The organism is Kaistia sp. 32K, assembly GCF_016629525.1.
Lineage (GTDB): Bacteria > Pseudomonadota > Alphaproteobacteria > Rhizobiales > Kaistiaceae > Kaistia.
This window is the reverse complement of record NZ_AP024269.1, coordinates 760,598-776,634: the sequence shown is the minus strand read 5'-3', so window position 1 is coordinate 776,634 and position 16,037 is coordinate 760,598. Positions and strand designations below refer to the sequence as shown.

Annotated in this window: 17 protein-coding genes; 7 read left to right on the top strand and 10 right to left on the bottom strand. The window is 66.6% G+C overall.

Annotated features, from left to right (window positions below; genetic code table 11):
- Positions 1 to 15: 15 nt before the first annotated feature.
- From K32_RS03365 to K32_RS03355, 3 genes are all read left to right on the top strand, one after another.
- Positions 16 to 807 (top strand): IclR family transcriptional regulator, encoded by a 792-nt coding sequence (locus K32_RS03365; RefSeq protein WP_201402667.1) that lies wholly within the window; start codon positions 16 to 18, stop codon positions 805 to 807.
- A gap of 14 nt (positions 808 to 821) precedes the next feature.
- On the top strand, positions 822 to 2,312 hold the full coding sequence (locus K32_RS03360; protein ID WP_201402666.1) for a M81 family metallopeptidase: 1,491 nt from the start codon (positions 822 to 824) through the stop codon (positions 2,310 to 2,312).
- An 88-nt stretch (positions 2,313 to 2,400) separates the two neighbouring features.
- Positions 2,401 to 2,781: a RidA family protein gene (locus K32_RS03355; RefSeq protein ID WP_201402665.1), complete on the top strand. Its 381-nt coding sequence runs from the start codon at positions 2,401 to 2,403 to the stop codon at positions 2,779 to 2,781.
- 67 nt (positions 2,782 to 2,848) lie between these two features.
- Here K32_RS03355 and K32_RS03350 read toward each other — a convergent pair whose 3' ends face one another.
- From K32_RS03350 to K32_RS03320, 7 genes are all read right to left on the bottom strand, one after another.
- On the bottom strand, positions 2,849 to 3,658 hold the full coding sequence (locus K32_RS03350) for an SDR family NAD(P)-dependent oxidoreductase (RefSeq protein ID WP_201402664.1): 810 nt from the start codon (positions 3,656 to 3,658) through the stop codon (positions 2,849 to 2,851).
- 13 nt (positions 3,659 to 3,671) lie between these two features.
- Positions 3,672 to 4,517: an NAD(P)-dependent oxidoreductase gene (locus K32_RS03345; protein WP_201402663.1), complete on the bottom strand. Its 846-nt coding sequence runs from the start codon at positions 4,515 to 4,517 to the stop codon at positions 3,672 to 3,674.
- Positions 4,517 to 5,602, bottom strand: a complete 1,086-nt coding sequence (locus K32_RS03340) for a Gfo/Idh/MocA family protein (protein ID WP_201402662.1) — start codon at positions 5,600 to 5,602, stop codon at positions 4,517 to 4,519. The genes K32_RS03345 and K32_RS03340 overlap by 1 nt, the downstream gene beginning before the upstream one ends.
- Before the next feature lies 1 nt (position 5,603).
- A complete protein-coding gene (locus K32_RS03335) occupies positions 5,604 to 6,476 on the bottom strand; it encodes a carbohydrate ABC transporter permease (protein WP_201402661.1) in 873 nt (290 codons plus the stop codon).
- Complete coding sequence (locus tag K32_RS03330; protein WP_371813022.1) at positions 6,476 to 7,321, bottom strand: carbohydrate ABC transporter permease; 846 nt, start codon at positions 7,319 to 7,321, stop codon at positions 6,476 to 6,478. Before K32_RS03330 ends, K32_RS03335 begins: the two co-directional genes overlap by 1 nt.
- Before the next feature lie 104 nt (positions 7,322 to 7,425).
- Positions 7,426 to 8,358 (bottom strand): sugar phosphate isomerase/epimerase, encoded by a 933-nt coding sequence (locus K32_RS03325; protein WP_201402659.1) that lies wholly within the window; start codon positions 8,356 to 8,358, stop codon positions 7,426 to 7,428.
- A gap of 139 nt (positions 8,359 to 8,497) precedes the next feature.
- The gene (locus tag K32_RS03320; RefSeq protein ID WP_244669818.1) at positions 8,498 to 9,829 is read right to left on the bottom strand and encodes an extracellular solute-binding protein; all 1,332 of its coding nucleotides are present in this window, start codon (positions 9,827 to 9,829) and stop codon (positions 8,498 to 8,500) included.
- Between the two features lie 304 nt (positions 9,830 to 10,133).
- Between K32_RS03320 and K32_RS03315 the strand changes: the two genes are divergently transcribed.
- Complete coding sequence (locus K32_RS03315) at positions 10,134 to 10,766, top strand: cysteine hydrolase family protein (protein ID WP_201402657.1); 633 nt, start codon at positions 10,134 to 10,136, stop codon at positions 10,764 to 10,766.
- A gap of 44 nt (positions 10,767 to 10,810) precedes the next feature.
- Positions 10,811 to 11,329 (top strand): MarR family winged helix-turn-helix transcriptional regulator, encoded by a 519-nt coding sequence (locus K32_RS03310; protein WP_201402656.1) that lies wholly within the window; start codon positions 10,811 to 10,813, stop codon positions 11,327 to 11,329.
- Between the two features lie 19 nt (positions 11,330 to 11,348).
- On the opposite strand, the gene K32_RS03305 is transcribed toward K32_RS03310, so the two are convergent.
- Positions 11,349 to 12,269, bottom strand: a complete 921-nt coding sequence (locus K32_RS03305; protein WP_201402655.1) for a LysR substrate-binding domain-containing protein — start codon at positions 12,267 to 12,269, stop codon at positions 11,349 to 11,351.
- A 216-nt stretch (positions 12,270 to 12,485) separates the two neighbouring features.
- Here K32_RS03305 and K32_RS03300 point away from each other — a divergent pair, with 216 nt between their 5' ends.
- Together K32_RS03300 and K32_RS03295 are read left to right on the top strand one after the other, a co-directional pair.
- Positions 12,486 to 13,664 (top strand): acyl-CoA dehydrogenase, encoded by a 1,179-nt coding sequence (locus K32_RS03300; protein ID WP_201404331.1) that lies wholly within the window; start codon positions 12,486 to 12,488, stop codon positions 13,662 to 13,664.
- Entirely contained in the window at positions 13,664 to 14,806 is a 1,143-nt protein-coding gene (locus K32_RS03295; RefSeq protein ID WP_201402654.1) for a CaiB/BaiF CoA-transferase family protein, read from the top strand. Before K32_RS03300 ends, K32_RS03295 begins: the two co-directional genes overlap by 1 nt.
- Positions 14,807 to 14,883: 77 nt before the next feature.
- Here K32_RS03295 and K32_RS03290 read toward each other — a convergent pair whose 3' ends face one another.
- The gene (locus tag K32_RS03290) at positions 14,884 to 15,453 is read right to left on the bottom strand and encodes an amino acid synthesis family protein (protein ID WP_201402653.1); all 570 of its coding nucleotides are present in this window, start codon (positions 15,451 to 15,453) and stop codon (positions 14,884 to 14,886) included.
- Positions 15,450 to 16,034 (bottom strand): amino acid synthesis family protein, encoded by a 585-nt coding sequence (locus K32_RS03285; protein ID WP_201402652.1) that lies wholly within the window; start codon positions 16,032 to 16,034, stop codon positions 15,450 to 15,452. The genes K32_RS03290 and K32_RS03285 overlap by 4 nt, the downstream gene beginning before the upstream one ends.
- Positions 16,035 to 16,037: the final 3 nt, after the last annotated feature.

Genomic DNA, 16,037 nt, shown 5'->3' with positions numbered 1-16,037 from the left:
ATGGTCAGAAGCAGCATGTCGAAGCTAGAGAGCGATTCCGGCGCGGCCGTCGCCGCGCGCATTCAATCCGTCGCCCGCGCCAAGGCGCTGCTCGACGCGATGGCGAGCGGCGATTTCGTATCGCTGCGCGACCTGGCGCTGCGCACCGGGCTCGCAAAGACGACGGCATTCAACCTCGTCACGGCGCTCGTCGACGTCGGCCTGGCCGAGCGCGACGCCAAGGCCGGCGCCTATCGCCTGAGCCTGCAGCACCTCGTCTATGGCAAGGCGGTCGAGCGGCGGCTCGACATCGCGGCGCTGGCGCAGCCCTATCTGGTGCGACTGTGCGCGGAGACGCGCGAGACCGTCAATCTGGCCCTGCCCGGCCCGACCGACGCCGTCATCGTCGAGAGCCTCGAGGGCAGCCAGACGCTGCGCGTCTCGTCCTATTCCGGCACCCGCGCCGCCTATCACTCGACCGCCTGCGGCCGGGCGCTGCTCGCCTATCAGCCGCTCTCCTTCCGCAAGATCATCTACAATCTCGGCTCGCTGCCCGCCGCGACCGACCGCACCATCACCGACCCGCAGGCGCTGGAAGAAGTGCTGGAGCGCTGCCGCACCGTCGGCTGGACCACCGAATACGAGGAAAACGAAGTCGGCGGCGCCTGTGTCGCCGCGCCGATCTTCGCGCCGGGCGGCGAAGCGATCGCCGCCGTCTCCATCGCCGGCCCCTCGGCCCGCTTCGAGCCGGACGCCATCGAGCGGCTCGGCCGGCTTCTCGTCGCCACCCTCGCCGAGGTCACGGCGAGCATGTCACGCAACAGATAATCAGGTAGCCTCCAATGAATACGCGCCGCCCTCGCATCCTGCTGGCCGGGCTCTATCACGAGACCCACACCTTCGTGGACGAGATCACGCGGCTCGCGGACTACGAGATCCTGCGCGGCGCTGACCTGCCGGCCCGGGCGGGCGACGGCTCCACCGTCGACGGCTTCCTGGAGGTGGCGGCGGCCGAGGGCTGGGACGTCGTCCCGGTCATCGAATATTCCGCCCTCCCCTCGGGCACGACCGACCACGCCGTGTTCGAGCAGTTCTGGCAGGAGCTGGAGGCCGGATTGCGCGCGGCGCTCGCCGACGGCAGCCTCGACGGCATCTGGCTGGCGCTGCATGGCGCCATGGTGACGACGGCGAGCGTTGACCCCGAGGGCGAGCTCCTCGCCCGCATCCGCGCGGTTCCCGGCGCCGAGACGCTGCCGCTCTACGGCGTGTTCGACCTGCACGCGACGTTCACCGCCGCCATGGCAAGATATGCCAACGGCCTCGTCGCCTATCGCGAAAATCCGCACACCGACGCGCGCGACGCCGCCGTCCGCTCGGCCGAGCTCCTGGCCCGCGCGCTGCGCGAGAAGGCCGCCCCGGTCATGCACGCCCGCAACGCCGCGATCCTGTGGGCGCCGCCCGGCACCGGCACGGCCGACCGGCCGATGCGCGACCTGGAAGCACTCGCCCGCCAGATCGAGGCCGAGGATCCCAGGATCTGGGCCGTCAACATCATCGGCGGCTATTCCTTCTCCGATGTCCCGGACGCGGGCGTCGCCTTCTCGCTGATCACGACGGGATCCGCCGAGCAGGCGAAGGCAGCCCTCGACCGGCTCGAGGCGCTCGCCTGGGAACTGCGCGAATTCGGCCAGCCGAAGGAATGGGACCTCGACGCCGCGCTCGCCGAGATCGCGACGCTGGAGGGCGGCCCCTATGTCGTGGTCGAGCCGGCCGACAATATCGGCGGCGGCGCGCCGGGCGACGACACCGCCATCCTGCGCGGCTTCCTGCGCCACGGCATCCGCAATGCCGCCGTCGCCATCGCCGACGCGGAGGCGGTGCAACTCTTCGCCGACGCCAAGCCCGGCGAGATCCGCAAGGCCTCCCTCGGCGGCAAGGGCAGCCGGCTCGGCGCCGGGCCGGTGGAGATCGAGGCCGCCTTCGTCAGCCGCAGCGACGGCGAATTCGAGCTCGAAGACCGCAACAGCCACCTGGCGGCGATGCGCGGCGTCCACATCAGCATGGGGCCGTCGATCGTGCTGGAGGCGGCGGGCATCAAAATCCTCGTCAACAGCCGCAAGACGCCGCCCTTCGATCTCGGCCAGCTCCGCTCGCAGGGGATCATCCCGGAGGATCTGAAGGCGATCGGCGTCAAGGCCGCCGTCGCGCATCGCCGCGCCTATGACCCGATCACGGTCAGGAGCTACACGGTGGCGACATCAGGTCCCTGCACCAGCGTCATCACCTCGCTCCCCTATCGCCGCCTGCGCAGCCCGGTTTTCCCGGTCAGCTGAGGCTGAGCGTATCGTAGCTGAAGTCATTCCTCGCACCTCTCTCTCGGGGAGAGGTGAAGAACATCCCACGATCCGACGGAGACCCCAGATGATCGAATATCCGAGCGAACCGGATACGCCCCGCTCGCACCTGCCGTTCAGCCCGTCGACCAAGTTCGGCGAGCTGATCTTCGTTTCCGGCCAGGCGTCGGTCGACGCGACGGGCAAGATCATCTCCGAGGACTTTGAAGGCGAGATGCGCCGTTCGATGGAGAATATGCGCAAGGTGCTGGAGACCGCCGGCAGCGACTTCAAGCACGTCCTGCAGACGCGCAACTACGTGCAGGACCCGGCCGATATCCCGCTCTTCAACAAGCTCTACCGCGAATATTTCAGCGAGCCCTTCCCGGCCCGCACGACGATCACCAACTGCCTCGGCGCCGCGCTGCGCTACGAGGTCGAATGCATCGCCATCGTCAGGAAGGCCTGACGAAAAGCAGGCCTGACAACGTCAGCCTGAATCAGAAGGGGCAGCCATTGGCTGCCCCTTTTTTGTTTCAGATGTAGCGCGGGAAGGCGTCCGCGTCGGGGGCGTTGGCCCAGCTCTGCAGCGTCTGGCCGCCGTCGATGAGAAGCTCCGAGCCGGTCAGGTGACGAGCATCGTCGCTGGCGAGGAAGGCGACCGAGGCGGCGACGTCCTCCGGCTGGCCGATGCGGCGCAGCGGGATGCGGTCGGAGAAGCGCTTGGTGCTTTCCTCGAAGGCGGCGCGGTCGGAAGCCGGCACGCCCAGCGTCGTCTGGATGACGCCCGGGCAGATCGCGTTGATGCGGATGCCGTAGGGCGCGCAATCGAGCGCCGCGACCTTGGTCAGGCCGACGACGGCGTGCTTGCTGGCGGCGTAGGGCGAGCCGCCCGACAGCACGTCCCAGCCCGCCATGGACGAGCCCATGTTGACGATGGCGCCGCCGGTCTTCTGCGCGATCATGATGCGGACGACCGCCTGCTGCACGACGAAGATGCCGCGCAGATTGATGCGGATGACGCGGTCCCACTCTTCCAGCGGCAGGTCATAGACCGGCGCCGGGGTGCCGGAGATGCCGGCATTGTTGAAGAGGACATCGATCCGGCCGAAACGCGCGACGACGGCGGCGAGCGCCTTGTCGACCGCCGCGGGCTCGGTCACGTCGGCCGCGACGGCGAGGGCGCGATCACCCAGCTCCGCCGCCAGCGCCTCGGCGCGCGCACCGTCCTGGTCGAGGATGGCGACGCCGGCCGCGCCCTCATCGAGGAAGCGGCGCACGGCCGCCTGGCCGATGGCTCCCGCGCCGCCGGTCACCACGACGATCTTGTCCACGAACCTCGTCATACGCAGTCTCCAATCATGCTTTCGGGTAGTCGCGCCAGGAATGACGGGGCTCGTAGCCCAGCGTCTTCCGCGCGTTGTCGAGGTCGAACGTGCTGGCGAAGCCCGGCAGCGCGCCGAGCTTGGCGTTCGGGAAGTGGCGTGCAGCGAGCTCCGCCGTCGGCACGTCCATGTAGCTGTCAGCCGCGCTGATCATGACGCGGGCATGGCCCTCGACCGGCGCCTCGAGCGCCAGAAGGAACGCGTCGGCGGCGTCGCGGGCGTCGATATAGGACCAGAGATCACGGCCGGCATCGCCCGAGGCGCGGCGGGGGCCGATCTGGCCGGCAAAGCTCTCGGGCGTCTGCACCCAGGGCATGCGCAGGCTGACGGCCGAGAAGGCGCCGCGCCGGACGGCCGACTGCACCATCTCCTCGCCGAGCCACTTCGACAGGCCATAGGCGTCCTGCGGGCCGGTCGGGTGGACGTCGTCGATCGGCAGATATTGCTGCTCCGGCCAGCGCGTGAAGAACGGATAGCCGAAGACGCTGAAGGACGAGGCGTAGACGAAGCGGCGGGCGCCGGAGAGCGCCGCGCCCTCGATGACGTTGTAGGCCAGCGCCATGTTGGTCTGGAACACTTCCGCCGCCGCCCGGCCCGTCGGGCGCGGAATGGCGGCGATGTGGAACACCGCGTCGGCATCGCGCACCAATTGCAGCGCCACGCCGAGATCGGTCAGGTCGGCGCTGATGTGGCGCCAGCCGGCTTCCGCGCCCGGCGGCGGCACGGTGTCGATGCCGAGGACATCATGGCCCGCCGCGACGGTGGCGGCGGCGACGTGGCGCCCGAGCAGGCCGCTCGAACCGGTAATGACGATACGCATCAGTTGGCAGCCTTCGGACGGGGCGGCAGCGCCTGGATGATGGCCTGCGCCAGTTTCAGATCTTCGAGACCGCCCTCGAGGCTGGTGCGCGGCGCGGTGCCGTTCTCGATGCAGTCGATGAAATGCAGCCACTGCTGGCGGAAGGCCGTATCCGGCTTGCCGGGGATGATCGTCTCGGACGGGCCGTTGCCGCGCGGCTCGCGGATGGTGACGGTCGCGGCCGTGTTGCGGACATAGGGGTTCTGGAAGTCGACCCGGACCTCGTCATGCTTGCCATAGGCGGCGATCCATTCGTCCCACCACTCATACTGCGCGCCGAACGAGACTTCGAACACGCAGGGCACGCCATTGGCGAAATTGAGCAACGCGAAGATGTGGTTGGGATCGACGGCCTTGGCGTATTCGACGCTCTCGGCGACGCCGAAGGCGCCGCGCAGCACGGCGAGGTTATGGCTGCCGAGCATCAGCAGCATCAGATAGAGGTCCTTGTAGCCGGCGTGATCCGGGCCGAGCGAGGCCTCGATGCGGGCATCGGCCGAGGCGCGGCCGGCGGCGAAGCTCGACGGGTCAATGTCGTTGCCGCGAACCTGGGTGTAGAGGCTCTGGTAGCGGTCGAAGCGGCCGGCGAAATTGTGGACGTGGATCTGCTTCAGCGCTTCGATCGAGGCCATCCGCTCGATGCCGAGCACGTAGCCGGGATCATAGAGCTTCATGTAGCCGACGAGGCCGAGGACGCCCTTGGCCTTGGCCTTCGCGACCAGCGGGGCGGCTTCCTCGGCGGTGAAGGCGAGCGGCTTCTCGACCGTGAAGTGCTTTCCGGCGGCGATCACGTCCTCGATGATCGGGCCGTGGTCGTAGGTGCAGATCACCACCACGTCGACGGCGGGATCGTTGATCAGGTCGTGGTGGTCGGTGTAGCGGCCGGCGACGCCATAGGCATTGCCCAGGCTGTCGACGACCTGGCGGGAGAGATCGCACAGCGCCGCGATCTCGATCCCCGGCAGTTCCTTGATTATGGGCAGATGCATGAGCTGGGCAATCTCGCCGCAGCCGACCACGCCGACACCGATCTTACGCTTTGTCATTTCAGGCCTTCACTGCGCCGGCGGTCAGGCCGGCAATAAACTGCCGCTGCATGAGCACGAACAGGGCGATCACCGGCAGGGTGGTGATCATCAACGCTGCGAAATAGAGGTTCCACAGGGAGTCGTACTGCTGGAAGAAATTGACCAAGCCGAGCGGGATGGTCTGAACATCCGGCTGCCGGAGCAGCAGGAAAGCGAGGAAGAAGTCGTTCCAGACCTCGATGAAGCCGAAGATGATGATCAGCGCCATGCCCGGGCGGGCGAGCGGCAGCATGATCTGAAACAGGATCGTCACCCGCCCCGCCCCGTCGACACGCGCGGCGTCTTCGAGATCGAAGGGCAGCGACATGAAGAAGCTGCGCATGATGAAGATCGACAGCGGCATGATCGAGGCGGCGTAGATGAACGAGATGCCGACCGTCGAATTGATGATGCCCAAATCGCGCGCCACCATGAAGAGCGGGATGGCGAGGACCTGCGGCGGCACCAGCATGGAGCCGACGACGATACCGGTGATCACCACCCGGCCGGGGAAGCGCAGCCGTGCCAGTGCATAGCTGCAGGGCGTGACGACGACGATCAGGATCGCCAGCGACAGCGCCGTCACCGTGACGCTGTTGAAGATGCGGTTGCCCATATCCGCCATCTGCCAGGCCTGGACATAGTTCTCGAAAACCAGGCTCGACGGCGGGCCCCAGACATTGTTGATCAGCTCGGGCTTGGTCTTGAGCGAGCCGAACAGCACCCAGAGCAGCGGGTAGAGCGTCTGGAAGAGCACGATCGCCAGGGCGGCGTAGATGCCGAGCCGTTCCAGCGCCTGCGTGAAGGAGGACGACGCGGCCGGCGGCGCGGCGGGGGCGGAGGACGTGGCCATCAGACTTTGAACCTCGTTCGACCGAGCAGATAGACGAGCACCGCGCAGAGGCCGCCGACGAGGACGAACAGCGCATAGCCCATGGCGGCGGCGTAGCCCATCTGGCTCTCGTTGAAGGCCGCCTTCACCATCGCCGTGATCACCACCTCGGTGGCGTGGTTGGGGCCGCCCTGGGTGAGGACGTGCACGATGTCGAAGTTGCGGACGAAGGCGCCGGAAAGGCCGAGGATGGTGTTGATGAAGATCACCGGCACCATCAGCGGCAGCGTGATGTGCCAGAGGCGCCGCCAGGCGCTGGCGCCGTCGACGCGGGCCGCCTCGTAGAGCTCGGACGGGATCGTCTGCAGGCCGGCGAGATAGATGACGGCATGGAAGCCGAGCCATTTCCAGACGTCGACCGCGATCACGGCATAGAGCGCCGTATTGGCGTCGCCGAGCCAGCTGCGCTTCCACGACGCCAGGCCGACGAAATCCAGCCCTGCATTGAGCAGGCCGAACACCGGATTGTAGATCCACGACCAGAGCAGGCCTGCGGCGACGAAGGAGATCGTCACCGGCACGAAGACCGAGGCGCGGAAGAAGGCGCGCGCGAAGGTGACCCGGTTGAGGAGCAGCGCAAGCGCGAGGCCGAGCCCGTTCTTCAACGCAAGGCTCAGGATCACGAAGATGAAGCTGTTCTTCAGCGCGCCGAGAAAGACGCCGTCCTTGGTCAGCCGCAGATAGTTCGCCACCCCGATGAAGCGGGGTGCCGAGAAGCCGTCCCAGCGATGAAAGCTGAGCCAGAGGCCGTTGAAGAACGGCCAGAGGAAGAACAGCGAGAAGAGGATGGCTGCCGGCAAGATCATCATCGCCGCGACAAAGCCATCGCTGCGCCCCAGGCGCTTCGCCAAGGAAGCGCGCGGGACAGCCCGCGCGCGCTCACCAGAAATTGCCGACAGGTTTGCCATCGTTACGCCGAACCGTCAGGCGTCAGCACGAGGCCGAGCGTGTTCTTCAGATAGTCGATGCTTTCCAGCGTGCTCTGCTCGGCCGTCTTCTGCGACGCGTCGAGCTCGACGATGGCGAGGCCCGCATAGTCGTTGTCGAGCAGCTCCTTGACGAGGCCCTTCAGGTCGACGACGCCGGCGCCGAGCTCGCAGAAGGCCGCGTAGCGGTCATAGCCCTTGAGCGCCGGATCGACCTTGGTGTCCTTCAGATGCATGTAGCGGATGGCGGAGATGTAGGTCTTCACCGCGTCGACCGGGTCGGAATAGGTCTGCGCCAGATGCGCCGGATCGATGCAGAGGCCGGCGACCGAGGTGTCGAGCACGTCCATCAAGCGGTCGAGCTGCTCGCGCGTCTCGACGAAGGTGTCGAGGTGCGGGTGGTAGACGGTATCGATGCCGAGATCCTTGGTGCGACGGCCGATATCCTCGAGCGCGCGGGCGAAATCGCGGTAGTCCTGCGCGTCATGGGCATTGCCGGAGGCGACCGACGGTCCGCCGCCCAGCACCAGCACCGGCGCATCGAAGCCCTTCAGGAGGCGCGCCAGCGACAGGAGCACGTCGCGCTCATATTCCCAGGCGACCGGATTGACGAAGACGGCGTTGACGTAGAGCGACGACAGGCGGATGCCGAGCTCGCTCTGCGCCTTCGACAGGATCGCGTAGCGGCGCAGGATGTCGGTATCGGTGGTGACGCCCATGGGCGCCTGGTGCCCGAGCTGCATGTACTTGCGGGCGAACTGGTCGGAGAGGCTGGTGAAGGCCAGGATCTCGAACCAGCCGAAGCCCTGGTCGGCCAGGAACTTCAGCGCCGGCTGCAGCGGCAGGCCTTCGAGGTCCCAGCTGTTCAGGTGATAACCGATCGAGAAGCGCTGCGGCTTCGAGCTCAGGGTCGTCATCGTCTTGTCCTTATCGACTATCGGATCAGGCGGCATGCCAAATCAGCGGGCGCCGTTCCGGATTGGCGGAGACGGCGCCTCGCCTTGCTGCGGGCATCGGCATCGTTTCGAGGTCGATGCCCATTTTCAAGTCAGAGACTTAGTCGGCCGGCGGCCAGTTGCCCTGGGCGACCAGATCGTCATAGACGGCCTGGACGGCATCGGCTGCCTGCTGCGGCGTCAGCTGACCGCCGACGACGCCGGCGATCGAGGACGAGACGGCGGTGGCGATTTCCGCCGGCCAGACCCAGTCGAGGAACTTGACGGTGTTCGGGAAGGCGCTGGCGCGCAGATCCTTGGCATAGGCGTCCTCGACGACCGGTACGCCCTTGACCGAGGTCGCCAGCGGCTGCTCGGGCTCGAGATAGAGCGTCGCCACGTCCGGCTTGGTCAGGTAGCCCATGAAGGCGACGGCGGCATCGACCTTCTCCGGCGCGATGGTCGCCGACATGCACATGCCGTTGTCCGCGCCGCCGCCATGCTTCGGCTCACCCGCGGCGCCCGGCATCTTCGGGAAGGCGAAGACGCCCCATTCGAAGTCCTTGACGCTCTCCTCGAGCGAGGGAACTTCCCAGGTGCCGCCATAGTACATGGCGCTCTTGCCGCTCGCGAAGGCGGAGCGCATGCCGTCCTGGTCGACGGCGAGCGAGTCCTTGGAGAGGATGCCGTCATCGACCCACTGCTTGAGCAGCGCGAAGGCGGCGACGCCGTCGGCATCGTTGAACTTGGCCTTGCCGTCGAGGATCGCCGTCGTGCGGCCGATCGGATCGCCGGAGGACTGGGCGAAGGTCTCGAAATACCACATCGGCCACATCGGCGCGTTCGAGCCCTGATGCAGCAGCGGGATCACGCCGGCGGCGGCGAGCTTCGGCGCGGCGGCCTTCAGGTCCTCGTAGGTCGGCGGGACGGGAATGCCGAGGCTGGCGAAGAGCTTCTTGTTGTAGAAGATCGCCGAGGTCGACATCGTGGTGATCGGAACGGCGTAGACCTCGCCGCGGACGGTGAAGGCGCCGATCGCCGGCTGGTCGAGATTGCCGGCGAACGCCTGGATCTCCTTGGTGATCGGACGGACCAGGCCACGGCGGACATAGGCGCCGTTGGTGTAGAAGGCCGAGCACGCGATCAGGTCCATTTCCTGATTGGCGAGCCGCGCCGTCATCAGGCGCTGGACGTCATTGGCCTGCGGGCCCTGGGCGTCCCACTCGACCGCCTTGACCTCGGGATGCTCCTTGAGGAAGCCGGCGATCACCTTGTCCTGAATGGCCTTCTGCACGTCAGGCGTCTGGCGGGGGGCCAGCTTGTTGAGCGCAGAACCGCCAAACACCTTGAGGGTGACGCCCTCGGCGCTGGCGATCGACGGTGAAAGAGCCGCCAGCACGGTCATGGCGCTGGCGAGCATCAGTCGCGAAAGAGTCCGCTTGCGAATGTGCATGTAGAGTCCCTCCATACCAATGACACGAGACGTCCCCTCGACCCCTCCATTCATTGATAGTCATACAATAATTTGATCGAAATCCCGCGGTTGTCAATGCGTTGCTACAATGTGATTGAATTTTGATAAAATGCTCTAAAATCAGTCACATAGCGCATGTGAATGATTTAAAAATGCACAGGCGGCGGAGATTGACTTGATGGTTCATTTTACTTATTAGCCAAATAAAGTCCGAGGCACAGGGAACCCGGACGACCCATGCCGAAAGCATGAGGTGGCACCCGCGGCAGGCATGGAGGTTCATATGAGCTCGGACGTTTTCTCGTCGCACCGTCATGGCGAAACCATGTCGCTCGACAAGGCGCGCACCGCGGTTGTTGTCGTCGACATGATCAATGATTTCTGCAAGCCGGGCGGCGCGATGGTACTGCCGGGCTACGAGACACTGGTGCCGCCGCAGCTCGCCGTGATCGAGGCCGCCCGCGCCGTCGGCGCGCCCGTCCTCTGGGTCCATGACGTGCATCGCCCCAACATGCGCCGCGACCGCGAATGGGTGAAGCGCACGCCGCATTGCGTCGAAGGCACCTGGGGCACCGAGATCATCGACGACCTCGGCGCGCGTCCCGACGAGATCCACATCATCAAGCGCCGCTATTCGGCGTTCTTCCAGACGGATCTCGACCTGACGCTGAAGGACATGCAGATCACCCAGCTGGTCGTGTTCGGCGTGGTCACCAACATCTGCGTGCGCTCGACCGTGCACGACGCCTTCTTCATCGGCTATGACGTGGTCGTGCCGCAGGATTGCTGCGCTGCAACCGGAGCGCGAGAGCAGGAAAGCTCGCTCTATGACATCGCCACCCATTTCGGCGTCGTCTCCAACGCGGCGGATGTTGTGGCCTCTCTGCAGAACGGCCTTGCGCTACAACAGGTTTGAGGCTTGTCTCTAGGACAAGCGGGGCTGAACGGGACACCAATCCTTTGAGTGATGACAGCAGCGGAAATACCCGGCTTCTCGACCATCCGCCAGTCGAAGGCACCCGCTATACACGGGAGCAGATCGACGCGACGCTCGCGGCAACCGGGTATGACCTCGATCAACATCCCGCGCACATCATCCGGAAGGCCCATCAGCGCGCCACGACGTGCTTCCAGACCGTGATGACTGGCGAGGATCTGACGCCGACGCAGTTCGCTGCGCTGGCGACGATCCTGCGCTATGGCGACGTCTCGCAGAACCATCTCGGTCGCCTGACCGCGATGGATCCGTCGACGATCAGCCTGGTCGTGCGCAAGCTGCGCAAGCTCGGCCTGGTGGCGCGCAGCGCCTCCAGCACCGACCAGCGGATGGTGATCATCACGCTGACGAACAAGGGCGTCGACTACACGCTTCAGCGGCTGGCGAAGAGCCGCGAAGCGGGCCAGCAGCTGCTCGCCCCCCTCTCCTCGGCCGAACAGGCCCTGCTGCTCGAACTGCTCAAGCGCATCGGCGACGAATAGCCGCCTCGACGAGGATCGGTCATCGGCCCGCCGTCGTCTCGGCGGCCGGACCGGCCTTCACCTCGTCGAGCAGCCAGGCGCGGAACCGCATGAAGCCGTCCATCTGGCGGCTGCGGGCGGGATAGATCAGCGTATAGGGCTGGTCGCCGACGAGCCGGCGCTCGGAAGCGGGACACAGATCGCCCGCCGCCAGCGCCGCCCGCGCCACCACCTCCGGCACGAGCGCGACGCCGAGGCCGGCGATGGCCGCGTTCACCACCATGTCGAAATGCTGGAATCGGGCGCCGCGCAGGATGGTGCGGCTGTCGAGGCCGGCATCGCGGAACCAGTCGAGCCAGAGCGTCGGCCGGGTCGATTGCTGCAGCAGCGGCAGGCCCGCCAGCTCGTCGTCCGCCAGCACGCGCCGCCCGCCGAGCAGCGACGGCGCCGCCAGCACCACCAGCTCCTCCGCCATCAGCACGTCGGCATAGGCGCCGCCCGACCGGTGATCGCCGCGCTGGATCGCGGCGTCGAAGCCCTCCGTCTCGAAATCGACGACATCGAGCCGGGCCGAGACATCGAAGGTGAGATTGGGCGCGATCGCCCGGTAGGCGGCAAGCCGCGGCACCAGCCAGCTCGAGCCGAAGGTCGGCAGAACGGCGAGCCGCAGCACGTCGGCATGACCGCCGAAGGCCATCACCGTCATCGCCGCCTGCCTCAAATCGTCGAGCAGCCGATCCGCGTCGCGGAACAGCGCGCGCCCGGCATCGGAAAGAATGAGGCGCTGCTTCACCCGGTGGAACAGCCGCACGCCTAGGCGCTCCTCCAGCGTACCGACCGAGCGGCTGACGGCGCTCTGGGTCAGGTTGAGGGCCTGGGCGGCGCGCGTCGTCGCTCCGAGACGGGCGCAGGCGGAGAAAGCCTGCAGCTCCGTGATCGTCGGTATGTAGCCTTCGCGCATGGTCACGCTCCCGCGAGCCTATCACTAATACTCATCAACTTCGCTAAAACCCTTGTTATCGCGGAGAGCCCGAATTTGCTAGTTTCAACGCCGAAACGCGCCAGGACTCCGGCCGGACCGACCGTCCGCGCCCGCAGCGCGCGCCCCGGATCCAAGCAATAGGTGAGATCGATGTCCGCCCAGAACCCGACCCTGAAGCCGAAGGACCTGCCGGCACTGTCACGCTTCGTCTGGGACGATCCGTTCCACTTCGAGGCCCAGCTCACCGACGAAGAGCGCATGATCCGCGACACGGCCAAGGCCTTCGCCGCCGACCGCCTGTTGCCCCGTGTCGAGAAGGCCTATCTCGACGAGCTGACCGATCCCGAGATCTTCCGCGAGATGGGCGAGACGGGCCTTCTCGGCGTCACCGTGCCGGCCGAATATGGCGGCGTCGGCGCCTCCTACGTCGCCTACGGCCTGGTGGCGCGCGAGGTCGAGCGGATCGATTCGGGCTATCGCTCGATGATGAGCGTGCAGTCGTCGCTGGTGATGTATCCGATCTACGCCTATGGCAGCGAGGCGCAGCGGCAGAAGTACCTGCCGAAGCTCGCGACCGGCGAGTGGATCGGCTGCTTCGGCCTGACCGAGCCCGACGCCGGCTCCGATCCGGGCGGCATGATCACCAACGCGAAGAAGACCGAGGGCGGCTACGTCCTGAACGGCGCCAAGACCTGGACCTCCAACTCGCCGATCGCCGACGTCTTCATCGTCTGGGCGAAATCGGAAGCGCATGACGGCGCGATCCGCGGCTTCGTGCTCGAAAAGGGCCTGAAGGGCCTCTCGGCGCCGAAGATCGGCGGCAAGCTGTCGCTGCGCGCCTCAATCACCGGCGAGATCGTGCTCGACAATGTCGAGGTCTCCGAGGACGCCCTGCTTCCTAACGTGTCGGGCCTCAAGGGTCCGTTCGGCTGCCTGAACCGCGCCCGCTACGGCATCTCGTGGGGCGTGCTGGGTGCTGCCGAGGATTGCTGGTTCCGCGCCCGCCAGTACGGCCTCGACCGCAAGCAGTTCGGCAAGCCGCTCGCCGGCATGCAGCTCTACCAGAAGAAGCTCGCCGACATGCAGACCGAGATCGCGCTCGGCCTGCAGGCGTCGCTGCGCGTCGGCCGGCTGTTCGACGAGGGCCAGGCGGCGCCGGAGATGGTCTCGCTGGTCAAGCGCAACAATTGCGGCAAGGCACTCGACATCGCCCGCCAGGCCCGCGACATGCATGGCGGCAATGGCATCCAGATCGAGTACCACGTCATGCGCCACGCGCAGAACCTCGAGACGGTCAACACCTATGAGGGCACGCACGACGTGCACGCGCTGATCCTCGGCCGCGCCCAGACCGGCATTCAGGCGTTCTTCTGATGCAGCCGCTCGAGGGACTGAAGGTCATCGAGCTGGCGCGCATCCTGGCCGGCCCCTGGGCCGGTCAGACGCTGGCCGATCTCGGCGCCGACGTCATCAAGGTCGAGAGCCCGGATGGCGACGACACGCGCACCTGGGGGCCGCCCTTCATCGAGGACGGCGGCGAGAAATCCGCTGCCTACTTCCACGCCTGCAACCGGGGCAAGCGCTCGATCGTCGCCGATTTTCGCACGACCGAGGGTGTGGACCTCGTCCGCGCGCTGATCCGCGACGCCGACGTGGTGATCGAGAACTTCAAGGTCGGCGGCCTCGCCAAATACGGGCTGGACTATGAGAGCCTGAAGGCGATCAACCCGCGCCTCGTCTATTGCTCGATCACCGGCTTCGGCCAGACCGGGCCGTATCGCGAGCGCGCCGGCTACGACTTCCTGATCCAGGGCATGGCCGGGATCATGGATTTGACCGGCGATCCCGCCGGCGAACCGCAGAAGATCGGCGTCGCCTTCTCCGACATCTTCACCGGCCTCTACAGCGTCATCGCGATCCAGGCGGCTCTCGCCCAGCGCGCGCGCACCGGCATCGGCCAGCATATCGACATGGCGCTGCTCGACACCTCGGTCGGCGTGCTTGCAAACCAGGCGATGAACTTCCTCGCCACCGGCACGCCGCCGCGCCGGCTCGGCAACGCGCATCCGAACATCGCGCCCTACCAGACCTTCGCGGTCTCCGACGGCCACCTGATCCTCGCGGTGGGCAATGACGGCCAGTTTTCCCGTTTCGCCACGGTCATCGGCAAGCCGGAACTCGCCACCGATGTCCGCTTCCTGACCAATGCGAGCCGGGTCGCCAACCGGACGGCGCTGACGGAGGCGATCGCCGCGGAGCTTGCAAGCTGGCAGCGCGACGCCCTGCTCGCCAAGCTCGAAGTGGCGCATGTTCCGGCCGGGCCGATCAACACGCTGGAAGACGTCTTCGCCGATCCGCAGGTGGTCGCTCGCGGCATGCGCCTCAATCTCGGCGGCGTGCCGGGCGTGCGCACGCCGATCACCATGTCGGGCGCGGAGCTGTCGATCGACAAGCGCTCGCCGCGCCTCGGCGAGCATGGCGACGAGATCCGCGCCGAGATCGCCGCCCGGGTTTGAAAGGCCCCTGCCCCCCAATGAAGAAGGGCCGCTGCGCGAGCAGCGGCCCTTTTCATTTTCAACAAGGCGCAGACGGTCTAGGCCTTGTCGATATCTTCCTTGCGCAGGCCGCCGACGCGGGCCAGCGGACGGCCGGAATCGGTGACGGCGATCGCCACGACCATCTCGTGCTTCTTGGGCGCGTCCGGAACGCGGACTTCCATGGCGTCGAAATGGCTGCGCACGCGCGCATGATCCTTGTGGCCGAGCGGGACGTCGATGACGGCGCCGATATTGGCCCGCTTCTTCGCCGACGGGATCAGCGCGTCGCCCTTGCCGAGCACCGCGCGGAACGGCGCGCCGAGCTTCGGGTGCATGATCGCCGCCGCATGCTCGAACTCGCCCTCGGCGCCGACGATCACCGCCTTGCCGAAGCTCTCGACCTGATCACCCGGAATACCGAGCAGCGCTACCGCCCGACGGGGCAGGATGTCGCCGAGCTGCTCGCCCAGATCCATCAGCTCGCTCAGATCCTCGACATAGCGGCCGGAGGCCGAATTCGAGACGACCGCGACGGCCGACGCCTTGCGGAAGGGATGCGGCAGGACGACGTCGCCCTCGATCAGCGTCTCTTCCAGCGTCGTGATGATCTTGCGGATGACGGTCATCGCAGACCATCCTCGCCCTTGATGTCGGCAACCGCGAGGCCGCCGACGCGGGCGTGGACGCGCGAGCCGGTGGTCATCGACAGGATCAGCACGATCTCGTCGGCGCGCGGCGCGTCGGGAACGTTGACTTCGATCGCGTCGAAATGGCTGCGGACATACGAAGCGTGGATGTGGGTGATCGGGATGTCGATGTTGGCGCCGACGCCGCCGACCTTCTTGGCCGAGGGGACGATCGCCTTGACGTCGCCGAGCAGCGCCCGCATGGCGTGACCGCCGGGCATGTGCCAGAGCGCGCCGTGCTCGAGCTCACCGCCTTCGCCGACGATGGCGCCCTTGCCGTAGCCCTCGATCACCGACTTGTCGCCGCCGAGCGCGTTGAGCAGGCGCGTCGACATTTCCAGGCCGAGCGGCTTCAGGTCTTCCATGAAGCCGGTGATGTCTTCCACGTAGCGGCCGGCATAGGGGTTCTTGACGACCGCCATGATCGTGCCGCGACGGGGCGGATTGGCGGAAACGGGTCCGCCCTCGTGAAAAATTTCCTCGATGCGGATGAGGAATTTCCGGACGACAACGTCGGTCATTTT